Source organism: Mesorhizobium sp. NBSH29 (assembly GCF_015500055.1).
Lineage (GTDB): Bacteria > Pseudomonadota > Alphaproteobacteria > Rhizobiales > Rhizobiaceae > Neomesorhizobium.
In genome coordinates, this window is the sequence record NZ_CP045492.1 from 2,363,643 (window position 1) to 2,386,986 (window position 23,344).

The following is a 23,344-nucleotide window of genomic DNA, read 5'->3' on the forward strand; positions in this document are numbered from 1 at the left end:
CGAGCCCCCTTCATAGTCGATCTTCCCACGAGCCGGAAAACCGGAAGCGGGCAAGGGCGGCTGTAGGAAACTTGCTTTGCATGCGTGAAAAGACGCCGGCACCGGTACCAGCCCCAGCGAGTTTCAAGGCGAGGTCTTCAAGTCCCGGGTTATGGCCAAGTACAAGGACACAGTGCGCATTCGACAGGACGGTCTTGAGGGCCTGCAGAAGCTGCGTCGATGAAGCCATATAGAGCTGTCGGGATAAGTTGCGACTGGAGTGGGCACCCAATCGGATGAGCTAGCGTCCATGTTTGACGGGCTCGAGTCGCGAGCGAGTTCAGTGCTTGGTCAGGAATCCACCCGCGCTCGGCAATTTGCGCACCCATGCGCGGCGCATCGCGCCTTCTCCGATACGAAAGCGGACGATGGAGGTCGGCTTGCTCCGGGTCATCCCAGCTCGATTTAGCAAAACGAAGCAAGAGAAGGGTTTTCAAACCTGTTGCTCCACCATTCGGGGTCAAGGTGTGAAGCGGGCAAGCCCTTCAATATCGCTAGGGCCGTGCCACGAACCGGGAACCAGCAAGAAGTCATTGCCGCCCATATGGTCAACGCCTTCAAACTTGGTCTGCGCGCCATCCATGCGCGCTTTCCCACCTGCCACGAGTGCGAGTGCAAGCGGATAAAGCCTGTGCTCGGCCTTGAGCATTCTGGCAGTCAATGCTTCTTCCGTATCATTGGTCTGCACAGGAATGGCAGATTGCGCGATGATGGGACCGCTATCCATTTCGTGATTGACGAAATGGACTGTGCAGCCATGGACCCTCATGCCGGCTTCAAGCGCACGTCTGTGGGTGTGTAGGCCGCGCAAAGAGGGCAGGAGTGATGGGTGGATGTTGATCATCTTGCCCATCCAGCCATCGACAAAGGCGGGCGACAAAAGACGCATATACCCAGCCAGACAGATAATCTTGGCATCGAATTGCGCCAATGCCTCATGGATCGCTGCCTCATGGGCTTCTTTGCTGTCATAGTCACTGCGCGCAATCGTGTTCGTGGCAATGCCGAAGCTCTCCGCAGCCCGCAAACCCTGAACGCCAGCCTTGTCTGAAATCACGCCGACGATCTCCGCCGGATAATCCGCCTCCCGTGCGGCGTCCACAAGCGCGGCCATATTTGAGCCTCGCCCGGAAATCATAATGACGGTGCGTTTTTTAGGTTGTCTGTTCATAGCTGTATGGAACCGCGATAAATGACACCGCTTTCGCGGCGGGGGACGATGTGACCGATGGTTTCGACCTTTTCGCCAGCTTCCTGAAGAACCGCCGCAACCTGTGCAGCTTGTCCAGACGCCACGACCATTATCATGCCGATGCCGCAATTGAAGGTACGCATCATTTCATGATCGTCAACGCCGCCAGCCTTGGCCAGCCACGAAAACACAGGTGGAACGTCAATCGCTTCAAGATCAAGCTCGGCTGCAAAATCTTGTGGCAAAACGCGGGGAATGTTTTCAGGGAAACCGCCGCCAGTAATATGCGCGAGTGCCTTGATCCCATGCGTGTTGCGGATTGCCTGCAGGACGGACTTTACATAAATGCGTGTTGGTTCCAGCAACGCTGCACCCAATGTCTTGTCGGGGTCAAATGGTGCAGCATCACTCCATGCTAGGCCTGAGCGCTCGACGATACGGCGCACAAGCGAATAGCCATTTGAATGAACGCCCGATGAGGCAAGCCCAAGAATAACATCGCCCTCAACAATATCATTGGTGGGGAGAAGCTGTCCGCGCTCTGCTGCACCCACAGCAAACCCGGCAAGATCATAATCTCCCTCCCGGTACATGCCGGGCATTTCAGCCGTCTCGCCGCCGATCAACGCACAGCCTGCCTGCCGGCAGCCCTCTGCGATGCCAGAGACAATGGCCACACCCTGTTCAGGGTCAAGCTTGCCGGTTGCGAAATAATCGAGAAAGAAAAGCGGCTCAGCGCCCTGAACGATAAGATCGTTCACGCACATGGCGACAAGGTCTATGCCAACTGTGTCATGGATGCCGGCTTCGATAGCCACCTTCAGCTTCGTGCCGACACCATCATTGGCCGCAACCAGAACCGGGTCGGTAAAGCCTGCCGCCTTGAGGTCGAAAAGGCCACCGAACCCCCCAATTTCGCCATCTGCACCCGGCCTGCGCGTCGAACGCACCAGCGGCTTGATCTTTTGCACCATGGCATTTCCAGCGTCGATATCGACGCCAGCCTGCGCATAGGTAAGCCCGTTCAGGCGCTCGCTCATGTTCTTCCTTTAACTGGCGCGTTCCTGCCGGGCTCTTCGCATGAAGTGCGAGTTATCGCAACAAAATGCGAATGAATGCCGACCTGCACCCACCAAAACCGGTGGAAACCATGTGCTGCTATTTTGGCATCTTGCGCGTCCTAGGACTATCGACCATGTAATCGGATCATGCTGGCCACATGGCGCCAAGGAGGAGCTTCCGTGACCATACCGAATATGATCACCATTTTGCGTTTCCTGCTGGTGCCTGGTGTTGTTCTGGCGCTGCTTACAGACAAGATGGGATGGGCTTTTGCCGGCTTTCTTGTTGCCGGCATTTCCGACGGGATCGACGGTTTCATCGCCCGCCAGTTCAACCAGCGTTCGGAACTGGGTGCCTATATGGACCCAATGGCTGACAAGCTCTTGCTTGTAAGCGTCTTTCTGGTGCTGGGTTTCATGGACCAGTTGCCAATTTGGCTTGTCATCACAGTCGTTTCGCGCGACGCGCTGATTGTGGCCGCTGTGATGCTCTCGACTGTGATGGAAAACCCGGTCGCCATGAAGCCTCTGCTGGTCTCCAAGGCCAATACCGCGGTACAGATCGTTCTCGCAGCGGTAGTTCTAGCCGAACTTGCTTTCACCACCCAGTATGGCCCGTCGCGCCCTGCGCTCATTGTCCTGTCCGGCCTCTTGACCGTGGCTTCTGGTGCGGCCTATCTCGTGAGCTGGTTGAGGCATATGAATACGTATGGCGAGAACGAAAGCCCAAAAGATTGAGGATACCGCCGCGGAGGCGCTCATTGCTGCCGCTTTCCGGCGCCAGATCGGATTCTGGCTGATCGCGGCCGCGCTCTTTGCGCTGTTCGTTTATATCTTTAGCGGCATTCTTTTGCCTTTCGTCGCGGGAATGGTACTGGCTTATTTCCTCGACCCTGTTGCGGACCGGTTGCAGAACGCCGGCCTTTCGCGGGTCATGGCTACTGTGCTGATTCTCATTGGCTTCGTGATTGTGCTTGCTCTGGGACTGATCATCCTGATCCCCGTTCTCGCCCAGCAGATGACCGATTTCATCGGCCGCATGCCAGACTACCTCTCACGGCTTCAAGGCCTCGTAACGAGCATCGACCCGGATTGGCTCAAGCAGCGCTTCGGCGTCGATGCGGCGAGCCTGCGAGAAGGGCTAAATTCGCTGTTGACGTCGGGTGTTGGATTTTTGACGACAGTATTCGAATCCCTTTGGAAATCTGGCGTTGCGCTGTTCAATATCGCTGGTCTGTTTCTTGTTACCCCAGTTGTCGCGTTTTATATGCTTCTCGATTGGGACCGAATGATCGCTGCTATCGACAAATGGGTGCCTCGTGATCACGTCGCAACGGTTCGCCAAATTGCTACCGACATTAACAAGGCAACCGCTGGTTTTGTACGGGGACAGGGGACCCTTTGTCTCATTTTGGGCATTATGTACGCTGCCGGCCTGACTGTTGCTGGCCTGAATTTTGGTATCCTGATCGGCATGTTTGCTGGGTTGATATCCTTCATTCCATACGTGGGGTCACTGACTGGCCTTATACTTTCGCTCGGCGTTGCTTTCGTCCAGTTCTGGCCGGATTGGCCTTCGGTCGCGGTGGTTGCGGCAGTCTTTTTCGTAGGTCAATTCATCGAGGGCAATATTCTGCAGCCTCGACTGGTCGGAAAGAGCGTCGGGCTGCATCCGGTATGGCTTATGTTTTCGCTGTTTGCCTTTGGCGCATTATTTGGTTTCGTGGGCCTGCTGATAGCGGTTCCGGCAGCTGCTGCGGTCGCTGTGCTGGTGCGCTTTGCAATCGGTCGCTACATGGAATCGCCTCTCTACAAGGGTCATCCGGAACAAGCCGAAAAGGCTCCGGTCGCTACGAGGAGCCGGCGCGCTGGCGCCTGATCCATGCGCCAGATTCCCTTAGACCTCGTGCATCCCGCAGGAACGTCCCGCGACCATCTGGTCGTCTCCACGGCAAATGCCGACGCAGCTGCGTTGATTGATCGTTGGCCGGACTGGCCGGCTCCGGTGGTCGTTTTGGCCGGTCCCGCCGGCTCCGGAAAATCTCATCTCGGCGCCATCTGGCAGGAGCTGGCGTCCGCAAGCACCGTTGCCGCTGACTGCATCGGTTCCGAAGCCGCAAGGGCTGCCGAGGTGGGTCCGGTATTCGTCGACGACGCTGATCGTCCGAATCTTGATGAAGCTGGCCTTTTTCACTTGCTAAATGCGGCCCGCAGCGCGGGTACGCAGGTCCTCCTCTCAGCCCGGCGCTTCCCCAACGCCTGGGGCGTTGAACTTCCCGATCTCGCCTCACGCCTGAAGGCGGCAACCACAGTTGAAATCGGAGAGCCCGACGACATTCTGCTGGCAGGTGTGATCACGAAACTCTTCGCCGACCGCCAGGTAGAGGTCGAGCCGCATGTGGTGCAGTATCTTGTCCGTCGTATCGAACGCTCCCTCTCAGCCGCCATACGCGTAGTGGATCTTCTTGACCGCACCGCGATGGAACAGAAATCGCGCATCACGCGAATGCTGGCGAACGAAGTAGTAGCGGCGCTGGATGAGGGACAGGAAGAATTGTTTTAACCCATTGAACGCGTTGCTACAGTCGCCTCGAACTGCGTCAACAGTAGCTGCGGTTCGGCTGATCCTGGCACAAAATGGCGATCCCGACAGGATTCGAACCTGTGACCATCGGCTTAGAAGGCCGGTGCTCTATCCAGCTGAGCTACGGGACCATTTAGTTGTCGAGCCCGAAGACCCGTAGCCCTGAGCAATCGAATTCAGTGTGTCCAGGGTATTTTGCGGTCATAGCGGAAATTTTCCGCATAGGAAATTTGCCGGCGTTTTGCCTCTTTGGGCTCCTGCAGGCGAAATGCGATGTCGTGCTTTTCTGCGTAGGCCACGGCCTCTTCACGGGTTGCAAAGGTAAGCCGGATCTGGCTCTTCATGTCGCCCGAACTGGTATAGCCCATCAGCGGGTCGATCCTGCGCGGCATTTCCGGGTCGAACTCCAGCACCCAGAAACCCGTCTTGGCTTTGCCAGACTGCATCGCAGTCTTCGCGGGGCTGTAAATGCGGGCGGACATTGTTTGATCCCTTTTGCACTGTTCCGCGCGGAGCTCGGGTTCGGAACTTGGTCGGAGCGGCAGGATTCGAACCTGCGACCCTCTGGTCCCAAACCAGATGCGCTACCAGACTGCGCTACGCTCCGTGACCGTTTCCGGCGCCGCTGTGCCTAGAGTCTTCGGCAGCCCTTGGCAAGCGTTAAAAACATAGACGTCACAGGAATGCATAAGTTAGGTCGCATTCCGAGCCGCCGTGAGACCGCGTGCGATATCCATCTTGAGGTCCGCGACGTCTTCAAGCCCGATCTGCAGTCGCAAAACGGGACCTTCATAAGGTCCGCGCGCAATAGTGCGGTCGCCCAGATAGACGTTCACGGCAAGGCTCTCATAGCCACCCCATGAATAACCGAGACCAAAAATTTTCAGCGCATCGAGGAAGGCATGCGCCTCAGCCTGTCCACCACCCGAAAGTACGATCGAAAAAATTCCACTGGCACCGGAAAAATCACGCTTCCAGAGCGCATGTCCTGGGTGGCTTGCCAGGCCGGGATGGAGAACCTGCGCTACACCAGCCTGTGATTCCAGCCAGCGCGCGATGTCGAATGCACTTTGCTGGTGGCGCTCAAGCCGCACTCCCATCGTTCTGAGGCCGCGAAGCACCTGATAGACGTCATCGGGCCCAACACACATGCCAAGGTTTGTGTAGGCGTCCAGAAGTTGGCTCCAGCAGGCCTCATTGGCCGAAACAGTGCCCAAAAGAACGTCGGAATGGCCGGCCGGATATTTGGTGGCGGCATGGATGGTAATGTCGACGCCAAAATCCAGCGCGCGGAAATAAAGCGGCGTGGCCCATGTGTTGTCCATCATCACGATGGCACCACCTGCATGCGCTGCATCCGCGATTGCCGGAATGTCCTGAATTTCAAATGTGTTGGAGCCCGGCGATTCGGTGAATACGACCTTTGTATTCTTCCTCATCAGGGCAGAAATGCCGCCACCGATTTCAGGGTCGTAGTACTCCACCTCGACGCCCAGACGTGACAGCATCGAGTCAGCAAACCTCCGTGTCGGCCCATACACCGAATCGACGATCAGCACGTGGTCGCCAGCCGAGAGGAAGGCAAGCAGCGGCACCGTGACAGCTGCCAGTCCGGAGGGAACCATGATAGTCCCGGCAGAACCCTCAAGTGTATCAATTGCCAACGCCAAGGCGTCAGTGGTGGGCGTACCATGCGTGCCATAGGTGTATTTCTGACCGCGCGTCGCCATAGTATGGGCGTCGGGAAACAGCACAGTCGAGGCATGCACGACGGGCGGATTGACGAAGCCATGATAGGCGTGCGGATCGTTGCCTGTGTGGGCAAGTCGCGTGTTGATACCCGTCTTGGAAAAGTCTCGGCTGGCCATGGCATCCTTCGGAAAATTGCTGTGAGGCGCTACCCTTAGGACGCTCGCCCATGCCGCGCAACAAGACACAGGCTGTACTATTTGGGCCAGATATCTGTGCTGTCGCCGGTTCAATCGGCAAACTGCTGCCTGTTTTACGTGCACCAGCATGTTGTGGCAGCAGATTGACGGTACGTCTTCTTCAAACAGTGCTGTTCGGGTCATTCGCCCTTGACCGCGAACCAATAATCGCCTTCGATGGGTCACGTGAATGGGAGACGGAGCACACGCGTCACATAAGATGCGGCGTTCCGGCACGGGACCGGATCGGGAAACCGGCTTCCGCACGGGATCACTCAGGTTAAGCGCCTGAATAACAGAAAAGGGTTTGTGGGTATGAAAAACGTTTTGACGGGAGTGTTGGGTATTGCCGCGCTCGCGATCATGGGGTCGGCCGCTTCGGCTGACACATTGAGCGATGTGAAAGCAAAAGGCTTTGTCCAGTGTGGGGTCAACACCGGCTTGGCAGGATTCTCGGCGCCGAACGACAAGGGTGAATGGACCGGCCTCGATGTTGATTTCTGCCGCGCGGTGGCCGCTGCGGTGTTTGGCGACGGCACCAAGGTAAAGTTTACAGGCTTGAGCGCTAAGGATCGTTTCACCGCCTTGCAGTCCGGTGAGATCGACATCCTGTCGCGTAACACCACCTGGACGATTAACCGCGATACCGCTTTGGGTCTGAATTTTGCCGGCGTCACCTATTATGATGGCCAGGGTTTCATGATCAATTCGAAGAAACTTCCGGACGTTAAATCTGCCTTGCAGCTTTCCGGAGCCGCCATCTGCGTCCAGGCCGGCACCACAACTGAACTCAATCTGGCTGATTACTTCAAGGCCAACAAAATGGAATACAACCCGGTTGTCTTCGAGAAATTCGAGGAAGCCAACGCGGCCTACAATGCCGGCCGTTGCGATGCATATACGACGGATCAATCCGGTCTCTACGCGGTTCGCCTCCAGATGACTGTGGAGAAGGACCACGTCGTTCTCCCGGAAATCATATCCAAGGAGCCACTAGGTCCTGCCGTGCGCCAAGGCGACGACAAATGGCTCGACGTCGCTAAATGGACCTACTATGCGCTTTTGAACGCAGAGGAAGCAGGCATTACTCAAGCAAATGTCGAAGAAATGATGAAGTCCGAAAACCCCGACATGAAGCGCATGCTCGGTGTTGAAGCTGAGACCAAGATCGGCACCGATCTTGGTTTGACTAACGACTGGGTTGTCAACATCGTCAAGGCCACCGGAAATTACGGTGAAATCTTCGAGCGCAATGTTGGCACTGGGAGCGAACTCAAGATCGCCCGCGGCATCAATGCCCTGTGGACCAAGGGTGGCCTGCAGTACGGCATGCCAATTCGCTGATCGATACGCGCCAGGAGGGTTTCCAACCCTCCTGGCCGATTCCTCATCGGAGAAGGGGCACTAACCTATGGCGACACCGGAAGTCGTACTTGATGACAAGCCTTCCAGGGCATCGCTGATATACGATCCAAAAGTCAGAGGTATCGTGTTTCAGATAGTTCTGGTTGGGCTGATCGCATTTGGTGTCTGGTGGATTGTTGATAACACCATTGAAAATTTGCGCCGCTCCAACATCAGCACCGGCTTTGATTTTCTCAAGGGCCGTGCTGGCTTCGACATTTCCGATACGATGTTCGACTATTCGTCAGATTCGTCTTACGGGAGCGCGTTGGTGGTCGGTTTCCTCAACACGCTAATTGTTGCTGTTGTTGGAATCTTTTTCGCAACGATCCTGGGCTTCCTCGTCGGTGTCGGTCGCCTTTCCAACAACTGGTTGATCCGCAAGGTCGCCACATTCTACGTGGAATTGTTTCGCAACATTCCGCCCTTGCTGGTCATTCTGTTTTGGTATCAGGGGGTCTTGGCATTGCTGCCGGCGGTGCGCGAAAGCTACCAGCTTCCATTCACCTCGTATTTGAACAATCGCGGCTTCTATTTCCCCAAATTCGTATGGGGCGAGGGGTCTTGGCTCATTTTAGCCGGACTTGTAGTCGGCATTGTGATGAGCTGGTTTGTCGCGCGCAAGGCCTATCAGCGACAGATGGCTACTGGGCAGCAATTTCCAACATTGCTAATCAGTTTAGGGCTGATTTTTGGCTTCCCAATCCTCGGCTTTTTTGCGGCCGGCTCACCTCTCACCTTCGAATACCCAGTGTTAGGCACCTTTAACCTGAATGGCGGCTTCAACGTGAAGCCCGAATTTCTTTCTCTTCTTCTGGCGCTGTCTTTCTATACCGCATCCTTCATCGCCGAGATCGTGCGTGCTGGCATCGTCGGCGTAAGCAGGGGACAGACAGAAGCCTATTCTGCACTTGGCCTCCGCTCCAAGCAGGGGCTCAGGCTCGTTATCATTCCGCAGGCGCTTCGCATCATCATTCCGCCGCTGACGAGCCAGTATCTGAATCTCACCAAGAACTCATCGCTGGCGGTGGCGATTGGCTATCCAGATCTTTATGCTATTGGCGGCACCATCCTGAACCAGACTGGCCAGGCGATCGAGATCGTCGCGATCTTCATGATCGTCTATCTTAGCCTCAGCCTGCTCACATCGCTGTTCATGAACTGGTTCAACGCCAAAATGGCCCTGAAGGAGCGCTGATCCATGCAGGAACACGACGTCTCCTGGGTTCGCACGGAACTGATACTCGCGCAGGCCGCACCCAATCGGCAGGTGGGGCCGATTGCGTGGATGCGTAAGAATATGTTCGCGTCCCCCCTAGACAGCACGCTGACCATTATTGCGGCGCTGACGCTTGCTTGGGCGCTGCCGCAGATATTGGGATGGCTATTTTTCAACGCGCAATGGACTGGCACTGACCGTACGGCTTGCCTGACAGTTGGGCAGGGTGGTGAGCATGCTGTAGGGTGGTCGGGCGCCTGCTGGCCGTTTGTGATCAACAAATTCGGGCAGTTCATGTTCGGCCGCTACCCATTGGAAGAGCGTTGGCGCGTACTCCTAACAGGCGCAATATTTGTGGCGTTGCTGGCTCCGCTGCTCACCCCGCGCGTCCCCTACAAGATGCTGAACGCGATCCTGTTCTTCGTCGTTTTCCCCGTGATTGCTTTCGTTCTCCTGCTCGGCGGTTATTTCGGCCTTACCTATGTGGAGACGCCGCGTTGGGGTGGCCTGATGGTCACGCTGGTGATTTCCTACGTCGGCATCGTCGTTTCGCTCCCTATGGGGATAGTTCTGGCACTTGGCCGACGTTCCACCATGCCCGCAGTGAAACTGCTTTCGGTTCTTTTTATTGAAACAATCCGTGGGGTGCCGCTAGTCACGGTGCTGTTCATGGCAAGCTTCATGCTGCCCTTGTTCGTGCCGCCCGGCGTCTCGTTCGACAAGCTGTTGCGAGCGTTGATCGGTGTTGCGCTGTTTGCCTCCGCCTATATGGCGGAAGTCGTCCGCGGTGGTTTACAGGCGGTTCCCAAGGGCCAGTATGAAGGGGCGGATTCACTTGGTCTCGGCTATTGGCACAAGATGGGCTTCATCGTCATGCCACAGGCTCTCAAACTGGTCGTGCCGGGTATCGTCAACACCTTTATCGGCCTGTTCAAGGACACCACCCTGGTTCTCATCATCTCGATGTTCGACCTCCTGGGTGTCGTGAAACAGAACATCTCAGGCGATCCGACATGGGGTTCGCCGCAGACCGCCAAGACCGGTTACATATTCGCAGCCGCAGTCTTCTGGATATTTTGCTTCGGTATGTCGCGCTATTCCATGTATATGGAACGTCGGCTAGATACCGGACATCGCTAATAGAATGAGCACCGCAGGGGAAAACTGATGGCAAGTCAGAATGCACAGAAGGCGGAAAGCACCGCAGCAGAGGCCAAGAGAATGCAGGTTTCGGATACCGATGTCGCAATCGATATCGTCAACATGCATAAATGGTATGGCGATTTTCACGTTTTGAAGGACATCAATCTGCGTGTCATGCAGGGCGAACGCATCGTCGTCTGCGGGCCGTCAGGCTCGGGTAAATCGACGATGATCCGTTGCATCAACCGGCTAGAAGAACACCAGAAAGGCAAGATAATTGTTGATGGGAAGGAGCTCACCAGCGATCTGAAAAAGATCGACGAAATCCGCCGCGAAGTCGGCATGGTGTTTCAGCATTTCAACCTGTTCCCACATTTGACGATCCTAGAGAATTGCACACTTGCGCCGATCTGGGTCCGCAAGATGCCCAAGAAGCAGGCTGACGAAGTTGCCATGCATTTTCTCGAGCGAGTGAAGATTCCCGAGCAGGCCAACAAATATCCCGGCCAGCTCTCGGGCGGCCAGCAGCAGCGCGTCGCGATTGCGCGCTCGCTGTGCATGAACCCGCGCATCATGTTGTTCGACGAGCCGACCTCGGCTCTTGATCCGGAAATGATCAAGGAAGTGCTTGAGACCATGGTTGGCCTAGCGGAGGAGGGCATGACCATGATTTGCGTTACCCACGAAATGGGATTTGCACGCCAGGTTGCGAACCGGGTCATCTTCATGGATCAGGGTCAGATCGTTGAACAGAACACTCCAGCGGAGTTTTTCGACAACCCTCAGCATGAGCGCACGCAACTGTTCCTAAGCCAGATTCTGCACTAGAAGGCTCGGCAGGGTCTGGTTTTTCAGGTTTGGCCAGGTTTGCGATGCGGGTCGTGCTTTGGTTTGCAACGACCATGTTGGTAGCGGTGGCCGCATTGGCCATCGGCACAGTCGTGCCGCGTCCGTTTCTCGGGCCGGAAACACCGAGTGTAGTCCGACCGATCCCAATTCTACTGTTTAACAATCCGATCCATACAGATATCGCGATCCCGATTGACGCGTCTGTTCTCACACGCTTCGGATTTTTGGAAGCAGCCGGTCTGCCCGCCAGCCACCCGAATGCGCGCTGGCTGATATTTGGCTGGGGCAGTCGTGCATTCTATATTTCAACGCCAACATGGTCTGAGCTGAAGCTCAGGCCATTGGCGGCAGCGCTCACTGTCGACCGGTCGGTGATGCACGTCCTCGTTCGAGGCGCGCTCGATGAAACGGATCCGTCGGTTAGACGCCTCCAGCTTTCCGAAACCCAATATCAAGCCATTTTGGATTTTATCGACACCAGTTTCACCAAAGACTCTGAAAACCGGCCTATTCCTATTCCGGGCGCCGGATACGGACTCGACGACGGGTTTTTTGAAGCTAACGGAAAATTCAATGTCCTAGTCGGCTGCAATACTTGGACTGCTGCGGCATTGCGTGCTGCCGGGCTAACAACCGGTTGGTGGAATCCGCTTCCCTTGACCCTGGGATGGTCGCTAGTGCTGCATAATCAAGCCGCTGGAACCCAACCGTAGAGCCAATCCAGATTGCCAGCGAGACGTTCCGGTGACTGGATTTTAAGAAATATATCCCGGACAACCCCAACGGGACCCGAAGCATGCCACGCGGTGCGATTCAAAGCACCGCGCCGCGCAACCCGCATGATACGATGCCGGCGATCTAGCTCCCATCGCTGTAGCGCCTCTGCCATGGACCCACCAGGTGTGCTGGCTGCGTAGGAAAGTGTTACCGCGTCCTCTATCGCCATTGCGGCTCCTTGCGCCGCATAAGGCGTCATGGCGTGGGCGGCATCGCCAATCAGCGCTATCCGCCCGTCCCTTGTCCAGGTAGCACGGGGATTGACCGAATGAACCGGCCATACGGTCCACCTTGGCGCCTCTCGAACCAGCTGAATCAGTTTGGGATCGGCTTTCTCCAATGCTTTGAGAAGGTTCGCAATATCGCTTTCACCACCCCACTCTCTGGCTTGCGAATTGCCCGACGACAAAGCCACCAGATTGAATGCAGCGCCGCCTCGAACGGGGTACACGATGAGATGCGCGTGGGGGTGCAAAAACGCCGTCACATTGTTGTCTGCATTCAAAGTCGCCAGCGTTCGTCCACCGGGGCTCTCTGCCGGCACAAGCGTGCGCCATGCCAGCTTGCCACCGAAACGGGCCTCGGCATTGGGCGCAACCTGTGAACGCAGCGTCGACCAGACGCCATCTGCGCCTATGACAAGGTGACAATTCTGATCATGCGGCTTGGCGGCTCCGCGCGAAGATACACTGACGCCGGTAGTGGAAGGTTTTGCGCAGACAACCTCCACGCCAGTTGTGATTGAGATAGCGTCGACCGCGTGCGCAGCCTTCACAAGAATATTTTGCAAGTCCGCCCGGTGGGCCACGAGGTAGGGGGCACCCCATCGCTGCTGCGCAAACTCCCCGAGCGGCACATGCGCGAGTTTTGCAAGCGTTGTTGCCGTGCGCAGGATCACGGCTTCGGGTGCCACAGCGACCGTTCTCAACTGGGGCAGCAACCCGAGTTGATCAAGCAGATGTGTCGCATTGGGTGAAAGCTGCAACCCTGCGCCAACCTCGGCAAAAGCCTCCGCGCGTTCTAAAACTTCGACACTGAATCCTCTAGCAGCAAACGCCAGCGCTGCCGCTAGCCCGGCAATGCCGGCTCCAGAGATGATGATTTTTCCAGTTTCGCCCACGGTCTGTCAGGGCGCCGCAGGATTAGGCCGCACGTTCAGTGTAGATGGCACCAGCAGGGACCGTTTCGGCTGCCATCAGCGTATGGTCGTATCGGAATAGCGTCGAGCAGTAGGGGCAGACTTTTTCACTATCGCTACCCATATCCAAAAAGACATGTGGATGGTCAAACGGAGCATTGGCGCCTACGCACTTGAATTCCTTGACGCCAATAGTGATCGCAGCATGGCCTGCATCGTTTTGGAAATGTGGAATACTGCCGCCCGCCATCATCTTCTCCCGTCGTTGGACAACCCGCCGGATCGAAACCTGCGCAGGTCTGTGTATCATAAAGGGCCTCTTTGCAAGCAGTGTGATATCAAACTGTCGTAAAAGCCTGTCAGGAGATAATCTGGCGGAAAACCTTGCTACAATGTCATATCGCCGTCACGAAAGAGCCAGAGATGAATCAGTTGAAGCCGGTGAAGACAGACTTTGTAAGTAGGACCGCAACCGTGGCGGCGGCCGGAAACCCGGACCGTTTCGTCAATCGCGAGTTCTCCTGGCTGCAATTTAACAGGCGTGTCCTCGAAGAGTCACAAAACCCCCGCCACCCCTTGTTGGAGCGCGTGCGCTTCCTGTCGATCTCTGCTGCCAACCTCGACGAATTCTTCATGGTTCGGGTTGCCGGCTTGGCCGGACAGGTCCGCGAAGGCATTGCCATCAAAAGCCCCGACGGTCGCACGCCTGAGCAGCAGCTTGAGCAGTTGCTCGTCGAGGTTGAGCGTCTGCAGGAAGACCAGCAGCAGAGCCTGTCCTCGTTGGAAGCGCTATTGAAAAAAGAAGGCATCGAATCGGTGCGCGCCGAAGCGCTGACTGCTGAAGAAAAGATCTGGTTGGGCGAGCATTTCCAGGAAGCAATGTTTCCTGTGCTGACGCCGCTTTCAATTGATCCGGCCCACCCCTTTCCCTTCATCCCAAATCTGGGCTTCTCGATCGCGCTGCAGCTGCGTCATTTGAAACACGGTGGCGAGATGACTGCGCTCTTGCGCCTGCCGATGGCACTGCGCCGCTTCGTCCGGTTGCCGGATCAAAAGGAATCCATCCGCTTCATCACGCTCGAAGACACGGTAGGCCTCTTCATTGGCAAGTTGTTTCCCGGCTACGATGTCAAGGGCTCGGGAACCTTCCGGATCATCCGCGACAGCGATATCGAAGTCGAGGAAGAAGCCGAAGATTTGGTCCGGCTGTTTGAAACGGCATTGAAAAGGCGGCGTCGCGGTTCAGTCATTCGTATCGAGTTCGACAGCGAGATGCCGGCCGAACTGCGCGATTTTGTCTCCGGTGAACTTGGCGTATCCGCCTCGCGCATCAGCGTGCTTCGTGGTCCATTGGCCGTCAATCAGATCTCTGAAATTGTAGCCATTGCCCGCGACGATCTGAAGTTTCCTCCCTATAATCCGCGATTTCCCGAACGTATCCGGGATCACGGTGGCGACTGTTTTGCGGCGGTGCGAGAAAAGGACATCATTGTCCACCACCCCTATGAATCTTTTGACGCAGTGGTTCAGTTTTTGCGCCAGGCGGCGGCCGACCCCGAAGTAGTCGCCATCAAGCAGACGCTCTATCGCACATCCAATGACAGCCCGATCGTGCGTGCGCTGATTGATGCTGCCGAGTCGGGCAAGTCTGTAACCGCGTTGGTGGAGCTCAAAGCCCGCTTCGACGAAGAAGCAAACATCCGTTGGGCGCGCGATCTGGAACGCGCTGGTGTGCAGGTGGTATTTGGCTTCATCGAGTTGAAAACCCACGCCAAGATGTCGATGGTCGTGCGACGCGAGGATGGCAAACTACGCAACTACGTGCACCTTGGCACCGGCAACTATCACCCGATCACCGCGCGCATCTATACCGACCTGTCCTACTTTACCACCGATCCAGGTATCGCGCGCGACGTGGCCCAGGTGTTCAACTTTATTACCGGCTACGCTGAGCCGGCCCTCGAAATGAAGCTTGCCATCTCGCCTTTTTCGCTTCGCAACCGCATCATCCAGCACATTGAGGAAGAGGTTGTACACTTCAAGGCTGGTCGCCCGGCGCGCATCTGGATGAAGATGAATTCATTGGTAGACCCCACCATCATTGATGCGCTGTATGATGCCAGCCGGGCCGGTGTAGAGATCGATCTGGTAATTCGCGGCATCTGCTGTCTGCGTCCGCAAGTGCCGGGCCTTTCGGAGAACATCCGTGTCAAATCGATTATCGGCCGCTTCCTTGAACACAGCCGCATCTTCTGCTTCGGGAACGGCCACGGCCTGCCCTCCGATGAAGCACTAATCTATATTGCCTCCGCCGACATGATGCCGCGCAACCTTGATCGGCGGGTCGAAACGCTGGTCCCAATCACCAACCCAACGGTTCATGAACAGGTGTTGGGCCAGATCATGCTCGGAAACATTATGGACAACCAGCAAAGTTTCGAAGTATTGGCAGACGGTACCTCGCGGCGAATGGTGCCGGACGAGGGAGAAGAACCGTTCAACGCCCAGGAATACTTCATGACCAATCCGAGCCTGTCCGGTCGGGGCGATGCGCTGAAATCGCATGCGCCCAAACGTATTGCGCAATTCAAGCGCCAGCGAAAAGTTAGCGCAGCACCCGGCGAATGATTTCAAACTCCCAGGGCCGGCTCCAGGACCGCCGGCCAGTGTCGGTAATCGACATTGGATCCAACTCGATCCGTCTTGTCGTCTATGAGGGCATCGCGCGCTCGCCTACAGTACTGTTCAATGAAAAGATGCTGGCCGGCCTTGGACGCGGCATTGTGTCGACCGGCAAGCTTGACCCGGACGCGGTCAAACGCGCGGTTAGCGAATTTAGGCGGTTTCGAGCCCTCTCGGAGCAGGCGGGCGCAGATGAACTGCACGTGCTGGCAACTGCTGCAGCCCGCGAAGCCGAAAACGGCGCCGATTTCATCGACCAGGCGGAACAGATACTCGGCACCGAGATCAAAGTGCTGAGCGGACGCGAGGAAGCCTATTATTCGGCGCTTGGCGTCATCTCGGGGTTCCACCTCGCCGATGGGATTGCCGGTGATCTGGGCGGTGGCAGTCTCGAACTGGTCGACGTGAAGGGCGATGATATCGGCGACGGCATCACGCTTCCGCTGGGTGGTCTGCGCTTGCACGATATGGCCAAGGGATCGCCGGCAGAAGCTGCAAGGATCGCGCGCAGAGAGCTTGCGCGCGCCGAACTTCTGAAAGCCGGCCAGGGAAGGGTGTTCTATTGCGTCGGCGGCACTTGGCGAAACCTTGCCCGCCTGCACATGAGCGCCACCGGCTATCCGTTGAGCGTGATGCATCATTACGAGCTTGGGATCGAAAGTTCAGCACCTTTTCTGCGTCAAGTGGCGAAGGGCGACCTGGAAAAGATCGCCGGCATTGACCGCGTGTCTAAAAACCGCCGCGCGCTGCTGCCTTACGGTGCTGCGGTCCTGCTTGAAATCATCGCTGTCATGAAGCCGTCCAAGATCGTTGTGTCGGCGCTTGGCGTGCGCGAAGGTTTTTTGTATTCGCTCTTGCCGACCGAAGAGCGCAGCGCAGATCCACTGATTTCTGCCGCAGATGAACTCGCTTTGCTCCGCGCGCGCTCGGTGACCCATGCCCGCGAACTCGCCCGCTGGACCGGGGATTCGCTTGCCGCTTTTGCCATTGAGGAAACAGAAGACGAAGCCCGCTACCGGGAAGCGGCCTGTTTGCTTGCCGACATCGGCTGGCGTGCCCATCCCGAGTATCGTGGCCTCCAGTCGCTCAACATTATCGCGCATGCTTCGTTCATCGGCGTCGACCATCCTGGCCGTGCCTTCATTGCACTCACCAACATGTTTCGCCATGAGGGCGTATCTAACGAGACCATCGCGCCATCCATGCGTGAACTGGCGACCCCGCGCTATGTTGAGCGGGCGCGGTTGCTGGGCGCATTGCTGCGGGTTGTCTATCTTCTTTCGGCCTCTATGCCAGGTATCATTCCGCAGCTAAAATGGGTGCGGCGACAGGACGGCGGGCTCAACCTTGTCGTTCCCGCGAAATATGCTGCTCTGGATGGAGAACGTCCGGCCGGGCGGATTGCCCAACTCGCGAAAGTTACCGGTCGCGATGTTGCACTGGTCATGGGGGAGTAAGTGACACAGTCGTCGCAGCCATCGGACGATCACCTCACGTGTCGAAAACCGCGATCTTGCGGTTTTCAAACTTGATGGCAATTTCGCCGCGCACCAATTGAAGAGCCTTGTCGCCAAACACTTCGCGCCTCCAGCCACGCAGCGCTGCCACGTCCGCGTCTTCGCCATCGGCCGCCAACCTGTCAATATCATCGCCAGAGGCGAGAACTTTGGCAGCGACGCCCTCGGCCTCAGCGACCATGCGCAGCAACACCTTCAGGAGCTCGCCTGCAGCACTTGCTCCTTCCTGTGCTTGCGGCATTTTTGGCGCGCGTGGCATTTCATCCTTGGGCATAGCGAGAGCTTCAACAACAGTTGCCACCAGTGCACTTGCCGTTGTGGACCTCTCCCACCCCCTGGGGGTAGTGCGCAGCCTTCCGAGCGCTACCGCGTCAATTGGCTGCTGCTGAGCGATCTCGTAGATAGCGTCGTCCTTGACCACTCGGCCGCGCGGTACATTGCGCTCGCGTGCCTCACGCTCCCGCCAAGCAGCGACGGCCTGCATGACAGCCAGTTCCTGCGGCTTACGTAGCCGCATTTTCAGCCGCTTCCATGCATCTTCCGGCTGCGGATCATATGTCTCTTTTGCGGTAAGAACCCGCATTTCTTCGTCCAGCCAGTGCGCCCGGTTCTCGCGTTCAAGCTCAGACTTCAAATGCGTGTAGACATCAATGAGGTGGGTGACATCGGCCAGCGCATATTCGAGCTGCTTCTCGGAAAGCGGTCGATGCCGCCAGTCCGTAAACCGCGAAGATTTGTCGAGCCTGACACCTGTCACCTTCTGCACGAGTTGGTCATAGGAGACACTGTCACCAAACCCGCAGACCATTGCCGCGACCTGCGTATCGAACACCGGGCTCGGTATGAGATTCCCGAGGTGAAAGACAATTTCAATGTCCTGCCGCGCGGCGTGGAACACCTTGGTGATCGTCTCATCAGCCATCAGGGCGAAGAACGGTTGCAGGTCTATATCAGGGGATAGCGGATCAATCAGGGCGCTGACACCCGGTGCCGCCATCTGGATCAGGCACAGTTCTGGCCAGAACGTGGTTTCGCGAATGAACTCGGTATCGACTGTCACGAACTCGGATTTCGCCAATTCGCCCAGGACTGAATTCAGCTCTTTTTGTGTTTTTATCAACTGCATAAATTTCTCTTTAGGCAAGCAAACCGCGTTTGTCTCCCATGAAGGCGAATTTCCGCCGACCATCCACGAACCATTCAGCTCTTTTTATTGCCACCACTCCGCTTAGCTAGCCGAGAAAATATTGTCGATGTGCGGAGGAGTCCGATGAACCGTCCCCGCTGACCGGACGGGACGCTGCCGCGAGCCATCATCCGATAAAGGATGATGATAAGAAACACAGTGTAGATTGCGGCGATGAAACTGAACAAGGATTGCGGTCCGAATTGCTGCATGAACCATGATGCGGCAACCGGCCCGCCTATCGCGCCGAATGAGTAGAAGAGCATTAAAGCGGCGTTCACCAGCACGAACTCACCTTTGCCGGCGCGGTCGTTAGCGTGCGCCGCAGACAGCGAAAACAAAGGCATCGCAAACGAACCGAACACGAATACCAGAGCGAAATTCGCGAGCGGTGCCGTTCCTGCCAGCATCATCAGCGCCACTGCGGAGACCAACGCGCCACAGGTGGACAAAAGCAGTACCATACGCCGGTCCCATCGATCCGAGAGATAGCCCAGCGGATATTGGATCAGCGCGCCGCCAACGATGCCGACACTGACGAACGTCACGACATCCGCCACCGACATGCCGATCTGCTCGGCGTACACGGGCGACAGGGTACGGAACGCGCTGTTGGTCACACCAACGGTGATGCACCCGATGCAGCCGAGCGGCGAGATGCGAAATACCCGTCCAAGATCCAGCTTCACATCTTCAGGCGGCGAAGGGTTCGAGCGGTCGCCCAGCGATACCGGCACGAGGGACAGCGTAATCATGATCGACATGATGGCGAAGATGGCGAAACCTTCGGAGCCGAATACCGGGATGACGAACTGGGCTCCGGTAACGGATCCGATGTCGACGATACGGTAAAGCGCCAGCACGCGTGCCCGGTCATGGTTGGCAACACCTGAATTCAGCCAGCTCTCCATCACCGTGAACAGCCCAGCAAAACAAAAACCACTGGCAAACCGGATGAGAGACCACGAAATTGGGTCAATCATGAGCACCAGAAGCAACGTCCCTGCTGATGCGATAGCCGCCAGTGCCGCAAATGAGCGCACATGACCGACAGCCTTGAGGATGCGCGTGATTGCCAGACAACCGAGTAAAAATCCGCCAAAATAGGCGGTGCCAATGAAGCCGATAGTAGACGGAGAAAACCCTTCTTGAGCCCCACGCAGCGCAATCAGAGTACCCTGCATACCGTTGCCGCCCAGCAAAATCCCGGCAGCAATAAGAAGCGGAATGAGCGGACGAATGGAAGACATTCAATGCGGCTGCGGCAAGAGCATTATTTTCTATAGTCTGAGCGCCCACCAAATGCGACCTTACAGCCGCTGGCGTCATGCTTTTAGCTCTGTGCGCCAATGGCTGGCCCGATGCAGGCACGCCAACCTTGACAAAGACCGGTCCACATGCGCTTTTCGCGCCAATTTCAGGGCGCCGGTACATGCCTACCGCCCTGTCGAAAAATCCTTGAAACTGGAATGCCAGACCATGCATCGCTACCGCAGCCATACCTGCGCCGAACTGACGAAAAGCGCCGTAGGTTCAACCGTCCGCCTCTCAGGCTGGGTTCACCGAGTGCGCGACCATGGCGGACTTTTGTTCATCGACCTGCGCGATCACTACGGCCTTACCCAGATCGTCGCCGATCCGGATTCGCCGGCATTCAAGACTGCCGAAACGGTACGCGGCGAGTGGGTCATCCGCGTTGATGGCGAAGTGAAAGCGCGCCGCGGCGACACTGTCAACGCGAACCTGCCAACCGGCGAGATCGAGATTTTTGCTGGAGAGATTGAAGTTCTTTCGGCATCCAAGGAGCTGCCTTTGCCGGTGTTCGGCGAGCCGGATTATCCCGAAGATATCCGCCTGAAATACCGCTTCCTCGATCTGCGTCGTGAGACGCTGCACAAGAATATCATCGCGCGTACCAAGATCATTGCCGAAATGCGCAAGCGCATGAGCGATGTCGGCTTTACCGAATTCTCAACGCCCATCCTCACGGCATCGTCGCCTGAAGGCGCGCGTGACTTTCTGGTGCCCTCGCGCATTCATCCCGGCAAGTTCTACGCGCTTCCGCAGGCACCGCAGCAATATAAACAGCTGATCATGATGTCGGGCTTTGACCGATATTTCCAGATCGCGCCTTGCTTCCGCGATGAAGATCCTCGCGCAGACCGTCTGCCAGGCGAATTCTATCAGCTCGACCTTGAAATGAGCTTCGTCGAACAGGAAGACATCCTGACGACTATGGAGCCGATCATGCGTGGGGTGTTCGAGGCATTCGCCAACGGCAAGCCGGTCACGCAGGAGTTCCGCCGCATTCCCTACGATGTGGCGATGCGCAAATATGGCTCCGACAAGCCCGATCTGCGCAACCCGATCGAGATGCAGGAGGTCTCCGACCATTTCCGCGATTCTGGCTTTAAAGTGTTCTCCAACATTCTTGCTGGCGACCCGAAAGCCGAGATATGGGCTATTCCGGCAAAAACCGGTGGCTCAAGAGCCTTTTGTGACCGCATGAATTCATGGGCGCAGGGCGAGGGACAGCCGGGGCTGGGCTATATCTTCTGGCGCAAGGAAGGCGACAAGATCGACGGTGCCGGACCTTTGGCCAAGAATATTGGCGAAGAACGCACTGAAGCAGTGCGCCAGCAGCTTGGCCTTGAAGATGGCGATGCCTGCTTCTTTGTTGCCGGCGACCCGAAAAAGTTCGCAAGCTTTGCAGGTGCCGCCCGCACCCGCGCCGGTGAGGAACTGAACCTTGTCGATCGTGAACGCTTCGAACTGTGCTGGATCATTGATTTCCCCTTCTACGAATGGGACGAAGACGCAAAGAAAGTCGATTTCGGCCACAACCCGTTCTCCATGCCGCAAGGCGGTATCGACGCGTTGAACGAACAGGACCCGCTCACCATCAAGGCGTTCCAGTACGACATGGTTTGCAATGGTTTCGAAATCGCCTCAGGCGGCATCCGCAACCATCTCACCGAAACCATGGTCAAAGCCTTCGAGATTGTTGGACTGGACCGTGAAACGGTGGAAGCCAATTTTGGCGGCCTTTACCGCGCATTCCAATATGGCGCGCCACCACATGGCGGCATGGCGGCCGGCGTTGACCGCGTCGTGATGCTGTTGGTTGGTGCCAAGAACCTGCGTGAAATCACCATGTTCCCAATGAACCAGCAGGCGCAGGATCTGTTGATGAATGCCCCATCGCCTGCAGAGCTAACCCAATTGCGTGAATTATCGCTGCGGGTGATCGAGCAGAAGAAAGATTGATCCCCTGCGCCTCTGAGTAAAAAAACGGCGCTTCGAGGCGCCGTTTTTGTTGAGCTCAGGATCTCGGCAACGGGGCCAGATCAATCTTCGTTTGCAGTTACCGATACGGCCAGCGTTTTAGTCAGATCCTTCGGCGACTGCATTGCGCCCGCCATGATCAAGGCGAAAGGTACCGGTTTTTCGGGTGCAGCCGTGATTTCGAAGGATGAGGGATTATCAAGATAATCAGAGACAGCTTCTGAAACTTCAGTCGCGAGTTCTGGATTGTCGAGCTGGCCAAGCAAAAATGGCAATATGGCCTTCGCCTGATTGGCGAGGTCAGCCGGCTTGACGCCGTTCTGCTTGGCATAGTGCTCGAGCAATTTTTCGGTCAGCGTATCGTCGTCAAATCTAATACTGGCCGCCTGAAAAGTGAGCTGCTGCATCAGGCCAAGTATGGCCATGCCCTGAGCCGAATCATCGGCACCGGCGGGCTGATCGGCCATTTTCTTTTGCAACTCCTGCAGGGACTTGACGAATTCGACCGTATAGCCGCCGACCTCATACGTCGTGCCTAGCGTGCCTGCATCGTCTACCGTCATGTCAAATTGCGAAAGTTCAAGCCGACCGTCGCTTGGCTGCCAGCTCCCGGACATTTCGAAGTCGCCAAAGATGGTGTTGTACCCAAGCGCATCGATCGTTGCCTTGCCTTTGGGGTCTTCGATAGCACTCGCAAGATCGACTGTGAATTTCTCAGCAGAACCCGTGAACTCCAATGCGTCGCCATCCTTGGGCGGGGTCATTTCGACATGAAGTTTAGTCAAACCAAACACGGGAACATTGGCTTTCTTCACCGAGATGGCGGCGAGATCGATACCTTCGTACATCATCAGGGAGGCAAAGGTATCGGTCGAACCCACTGGTGGGATCGTCAGCCCCTTCAGTTCAGCGGCCGAAACGTCAAAGCTCACCCCGCCCTCAGAAAGCGAGTAGGGCGGTAACGTAATCTTGCCGATCCGGTAGCCGCCATTGGCGTCGCTGACGTCGTCCAGTGTTACCGTTCCAATTCCCAATGGCTGCGGCTCTTTTGCTACTTTGAGGTTAGTACCTTGCAGGATGATCTGAGATCCGCTCGATGACATTCCAGACCAGTCGACATTTATCCCCTGTTCGGCAAGCACGGCTTTCAGGCGCTCGACCACCAGGTTCGCCTCGAATGCCTGAGCGGAAGTGAGCGGAAGAATGAGAGTGGCGGCCGAGTAGGCAAGCTTTTTCAATATTGGAAGGTGGAGTGACATACGCGTTCCCCTGATCGATTAAACCTGAGTATGATTTCGCAATCGGCGACCAACGGTCGCAAAATGGCGGATCGGCGACAT

The 23,344-nt window shown here is 56.6% G+C and carries 20 protein-coding genes and 2 tRNA genes; 11 read left to right on the forward strand and 11 right to left on the reverse strand.

Annotated elements, in window-relative coordinates; translation table 11 throughout:
* Nucleotides 1–499 precede the first annotated feature (499 nt).
* Nucleotides 500–1,153 (reverse strand): phosphoribosylglycinamide formyltransferase, encoded by a 654-nt coding sequence (purN, locus tag GA830_RS11760; RefSeq protein ID WP_374939265.1) that lies wholly within the window; start codon nt 1,151–1,153, stop codon nt 500–502.
* 53 nt (nt 1,154–1,206) lie between these two features.
* Complete coding sequence (gene purM / locus GA830_RS11765) at nt 1,207–2,271, reverse strand: phosphoribosylformylglycinamidine cyclo-ligase (RefSeq protein WP_195162040.1); 1,065 nt, start codon at nt 2,269–2,271, stop codon at nt 1,207–1,209.
* 201 nt (nt 2,272–2,472) lie between these two features.
* Between purM and GA830_RS11770 the strand changes: the two genes are divergently transcribed.
* From GA830_RS11770 to hdaA, 3 genes are read left to right on the forward strand one after another with little or no spacing between them, the layout of a single operon-like run.
* Nucleotides 2,473–3,030, forward strand: coding sequence for a CDP-alcohol phosphatidyltransferase family protein (locus tag GA830_RS11770; RefSeq protein ID WP_195162041.1), 558 nt, complete (start codon nt 2,473–2,475; stop codon nt 3,028–3,030).
* Entirely contained in the window at nt 3,002–4,171 is a 1,170-nt protein-coding gene (locus tag GA830_RS11775) for an AI-2E family transporter (protein ID WP_195162042.1), read from the forward strand. Before GA830_RS11770 ends, GA830_RS11775 begins: the two co-directional genes overlap by 29 nt.
* A 3-nt stretch (nt 4,172–4,174) precedes the next feature.
* On the forward strand, nt 4,175–4,855 hold the full coding sequence (gene hdaA, locus GA830_RS11780) for a DnaA regulatory inactivator HdaA (protein WP_195162043.1): 681 nt from the start codon (nt 4,175–4,177) through the stop codon (nt 4,853–4,855).
* 75 nt (nt 4,856–4,930) lie between these two features.
* Here the strand turns inward: hdaA and GA830_RS11785 are convergent.
* The 4 genes from GA830_RS11785 to GA830_RS11800 all read right to left on the reverse strand — a co-directional run bounded on the left by GA830_RS11785 (nt 4,931) and on the right by GA830_RS11800 (nt 6,744).
* Nucleotides 4,931–5,007 (reverse strand) — tRNA-Arg (locus GA830_RS11785).
* Between the two features lie 45 nt (nt 5,008–5,052).
* Nucleotides 5,053–5,358 carry an ETC complex I subunit gene (locus GA830_RS11790; RefSeq protein ID WP_195162044.1) on the reverse strand — a complete coding sequence of 102 codons (306 nt, stop codon included), beginning with the start codon at nt 5,356–5,358 and terminating at the stop codon, nt 5,053–5,055.
* A gap of 48 nt (nt 5,359–5,406) precedes the next feature.
* A tRNA-Pro gene (locus GA830_RS11795) sits at nt 5,407–5,483 on the reverse strand.
* Nucleotides 5,484–5,568: 85 nt separating this feature from the next.
* A complete protein-coding gene (locus tag GA830_RS11800) occupies nt 5,569–6,744 on the reverse strand; it encodes a cystathionine beta-lyase (RefSeq protein WP_195162045.1) in 1,176 nt (391 codons plus the stop codon).
* A gap of 375 nt (nt 6,745–7,119) precedes the next feature.
* Between GA830_RS11800 and GA830_RS11805 the strand changes: the two genes are divergently transcribed.
* The 5 genes from GA830_RS11805 (at nt 7,120) to GA830_RS11825 (ending at nt 12,132) form a co-directional block, all read left to right on the forward strand.
* Entirely contained in the window at nt 7,120–8,148 is a 1,029-nt protein-coding gene (locus GA830_RS11805) for an amino acid ABC transporter substrate-binding protein (protein ID WP_195162046.1), read from the forward strand.
* Nucleotides 8,149–8,215: 67 nt separating this feature from the next.
* The gene (locus GA830_RS11810) at nt 8,216–9,406 is read left to right on the forward strand and encodes an amino acid ABC transporter permease (protein ID WP_195162047.1); all 1,191 of its coding nucleotides are present in this window, start codon (nt 8,216–8,218) and stop codon (nt 9,404–9,406) included.
* Between the two features lie 3 nt (nt 9,407–9,409).
* Nucleotides 9,410–10,567 (forward strand): amino acid ABC transporter permease, encoded by a 1,158-nt coding sequence (locus GA830_RS11815; RefSeq protein WP_195162048.1) that lies wholly within the window; start codon nt 9,410–9,412, stop codon nt 10,565–10,567.
* A gap of 27 nt (nt 10,568–10,594) precedes the next feature.
* A complete protein-coding gene (locus GA830_RS11820) occupies nt 10,595–11,398 on the forward strand; it encodes an amino acid ABC transporter ATP-binding protein (RefSeq protein WP_308460443.1) in 804 nt (267 codons plus the stop codon).
* Between the two features lie 74 nt (nt 11,399–11,472).
* Entirely contained in the window at nt 11,473–12,132 is a 660-nt protein-coding gene (locus tag GA830_RS11825) for a TIGR02117 family protein (protein ID WP_308460477.1), read from the forward strand.
* On the opposite strand, the gene GA830_RS11830 is transcribed toward GA830_RS11825, so the two are convergent.
* Together GA830_RS11830 and GA830_RS11835 are read right to left on the reverse strand one after the other, a co-directional pair.
* A complete protein-coding gene (locus GA830_RS11830; RefSeq protein ID WP_195162050.1) occupies nt 12,108–13,316 on the reverse strand; it encodes an FAD-dependent monooxygenase in 1,209 nt (402 codons plus the stop codon). The two genes, GA830_RS11825 and GA830_RS11830, sit on opposite strands and share 25 nt — an antisense overlap.
* A 22-nt stretch (nt 13,317–13,338) precedes the next feature.
* The gene (locus tag GA830_RS11835) at nt 13,339–13,584 is read right to left on the reverse strand and encodes a zinc-finger domain-containing protein (RefSeq protein WP_195164923.1); all 246 of its coding nucleotides are present in this window, start codon (nt 13,582–13,584) and stop codon (nt 13,339–13,341) included.
* Between the two features lie 173 nt (nt 13,585–13,757).
* Between GA830_RS11835 and GA830_RS11840 the strand changes: the two genes are divergently transcribed.
* Both GA830_RS11840 and ppx read left to right on the forward strand, forming a co-directional pair.
* Nucleotides 13,758–15,962 carry an RNA degradosome polyphosphate kinase gene (locus GA830_RS11840; RefSeq protein ID WP_195162051.1) on the forward strand — a complete coding sequence of 735 codons (2,205 nt, stop codon included), beginning with the start codon at nt 13,758–13,760 and terminating at the stop codon, nt 15,960–15,962.
* The gene (ppx, locus tag GA830_RS11845; RefSeq protein ID WP_195162052.1) at nt 15,959–17,473 is read left to right on the forward strand and encodes an exopolyphosphatase; all 1,515 of its coding nucleotides are present in this window, start codon (nt 15,959–15,961) and stop codon (nt 17,471–17,473) included. Before GA830_RS11840 ends, ppx begins: the two co-directional genes overlap by 4 nt.
* Before the next feature lie 34 nt (nt 17,474–17,507).
* On the opposite strand, the gene rnd is transcribed toward ppx, so the two are convergent.
* Nucleotides 17,508–18,659, reverse strand: a complete 1,152-nt coding sequence (gene rnd / locus GA830_RS11850; protein WP_195162053.1) for a ribonuclease D — start codon at nt 18,657–18,659, stop codon at nt 17,508–17,510.
* Nucleotides 18,660–18,733: 74 nt separating this feature from the next.
* Nucleotides 18,734–19,969 (reverse strand): MFS transporter, encoded by a 1,236-nt coding sequence (locus GA830_RS11855; RefSeq protein WP_195162054.1) that lies wholly within the window; start codon nt 19,967–19,969, stop codon nt 18,734–18,736.
* A gap of 229 nt (nt 19,970–20,198) precedes the next feature.
* Here GA830_RS11855 and aspS point away from each other — a divergent pair, with 229 nt between their 5' ends.
* Nucleotides 20,199–21,986 carry an aspartate--tRNA ligase gene (gene aspS / locus GA830_RS11860; protein WP_195164924.1) on the forward strand — a complete coding sequence of 596 codons (1,788 nt, stop codon included), beginning with the start codon at nt 20,199–20,201 and terminating at the stop codon, nt 21,984–21,986.
* Between the two features lie 80 nt (nt 21,987–22,066).
* Here the strand turns inward: aspS and GA830_RS11865 are convergent, their stop codons facing one another.
* A complete protein-coding gene (locus GA830_RS11865) occupies nt 22,067–23,263 on the reverse strand; it encodes a hypothetical protein (protein ID WP_195162055.1) in 1,197 nt (398 codons plus the stop codon).
* Nucleotides 23,264–23,344 lie beyond the last annotated feature (81 nt).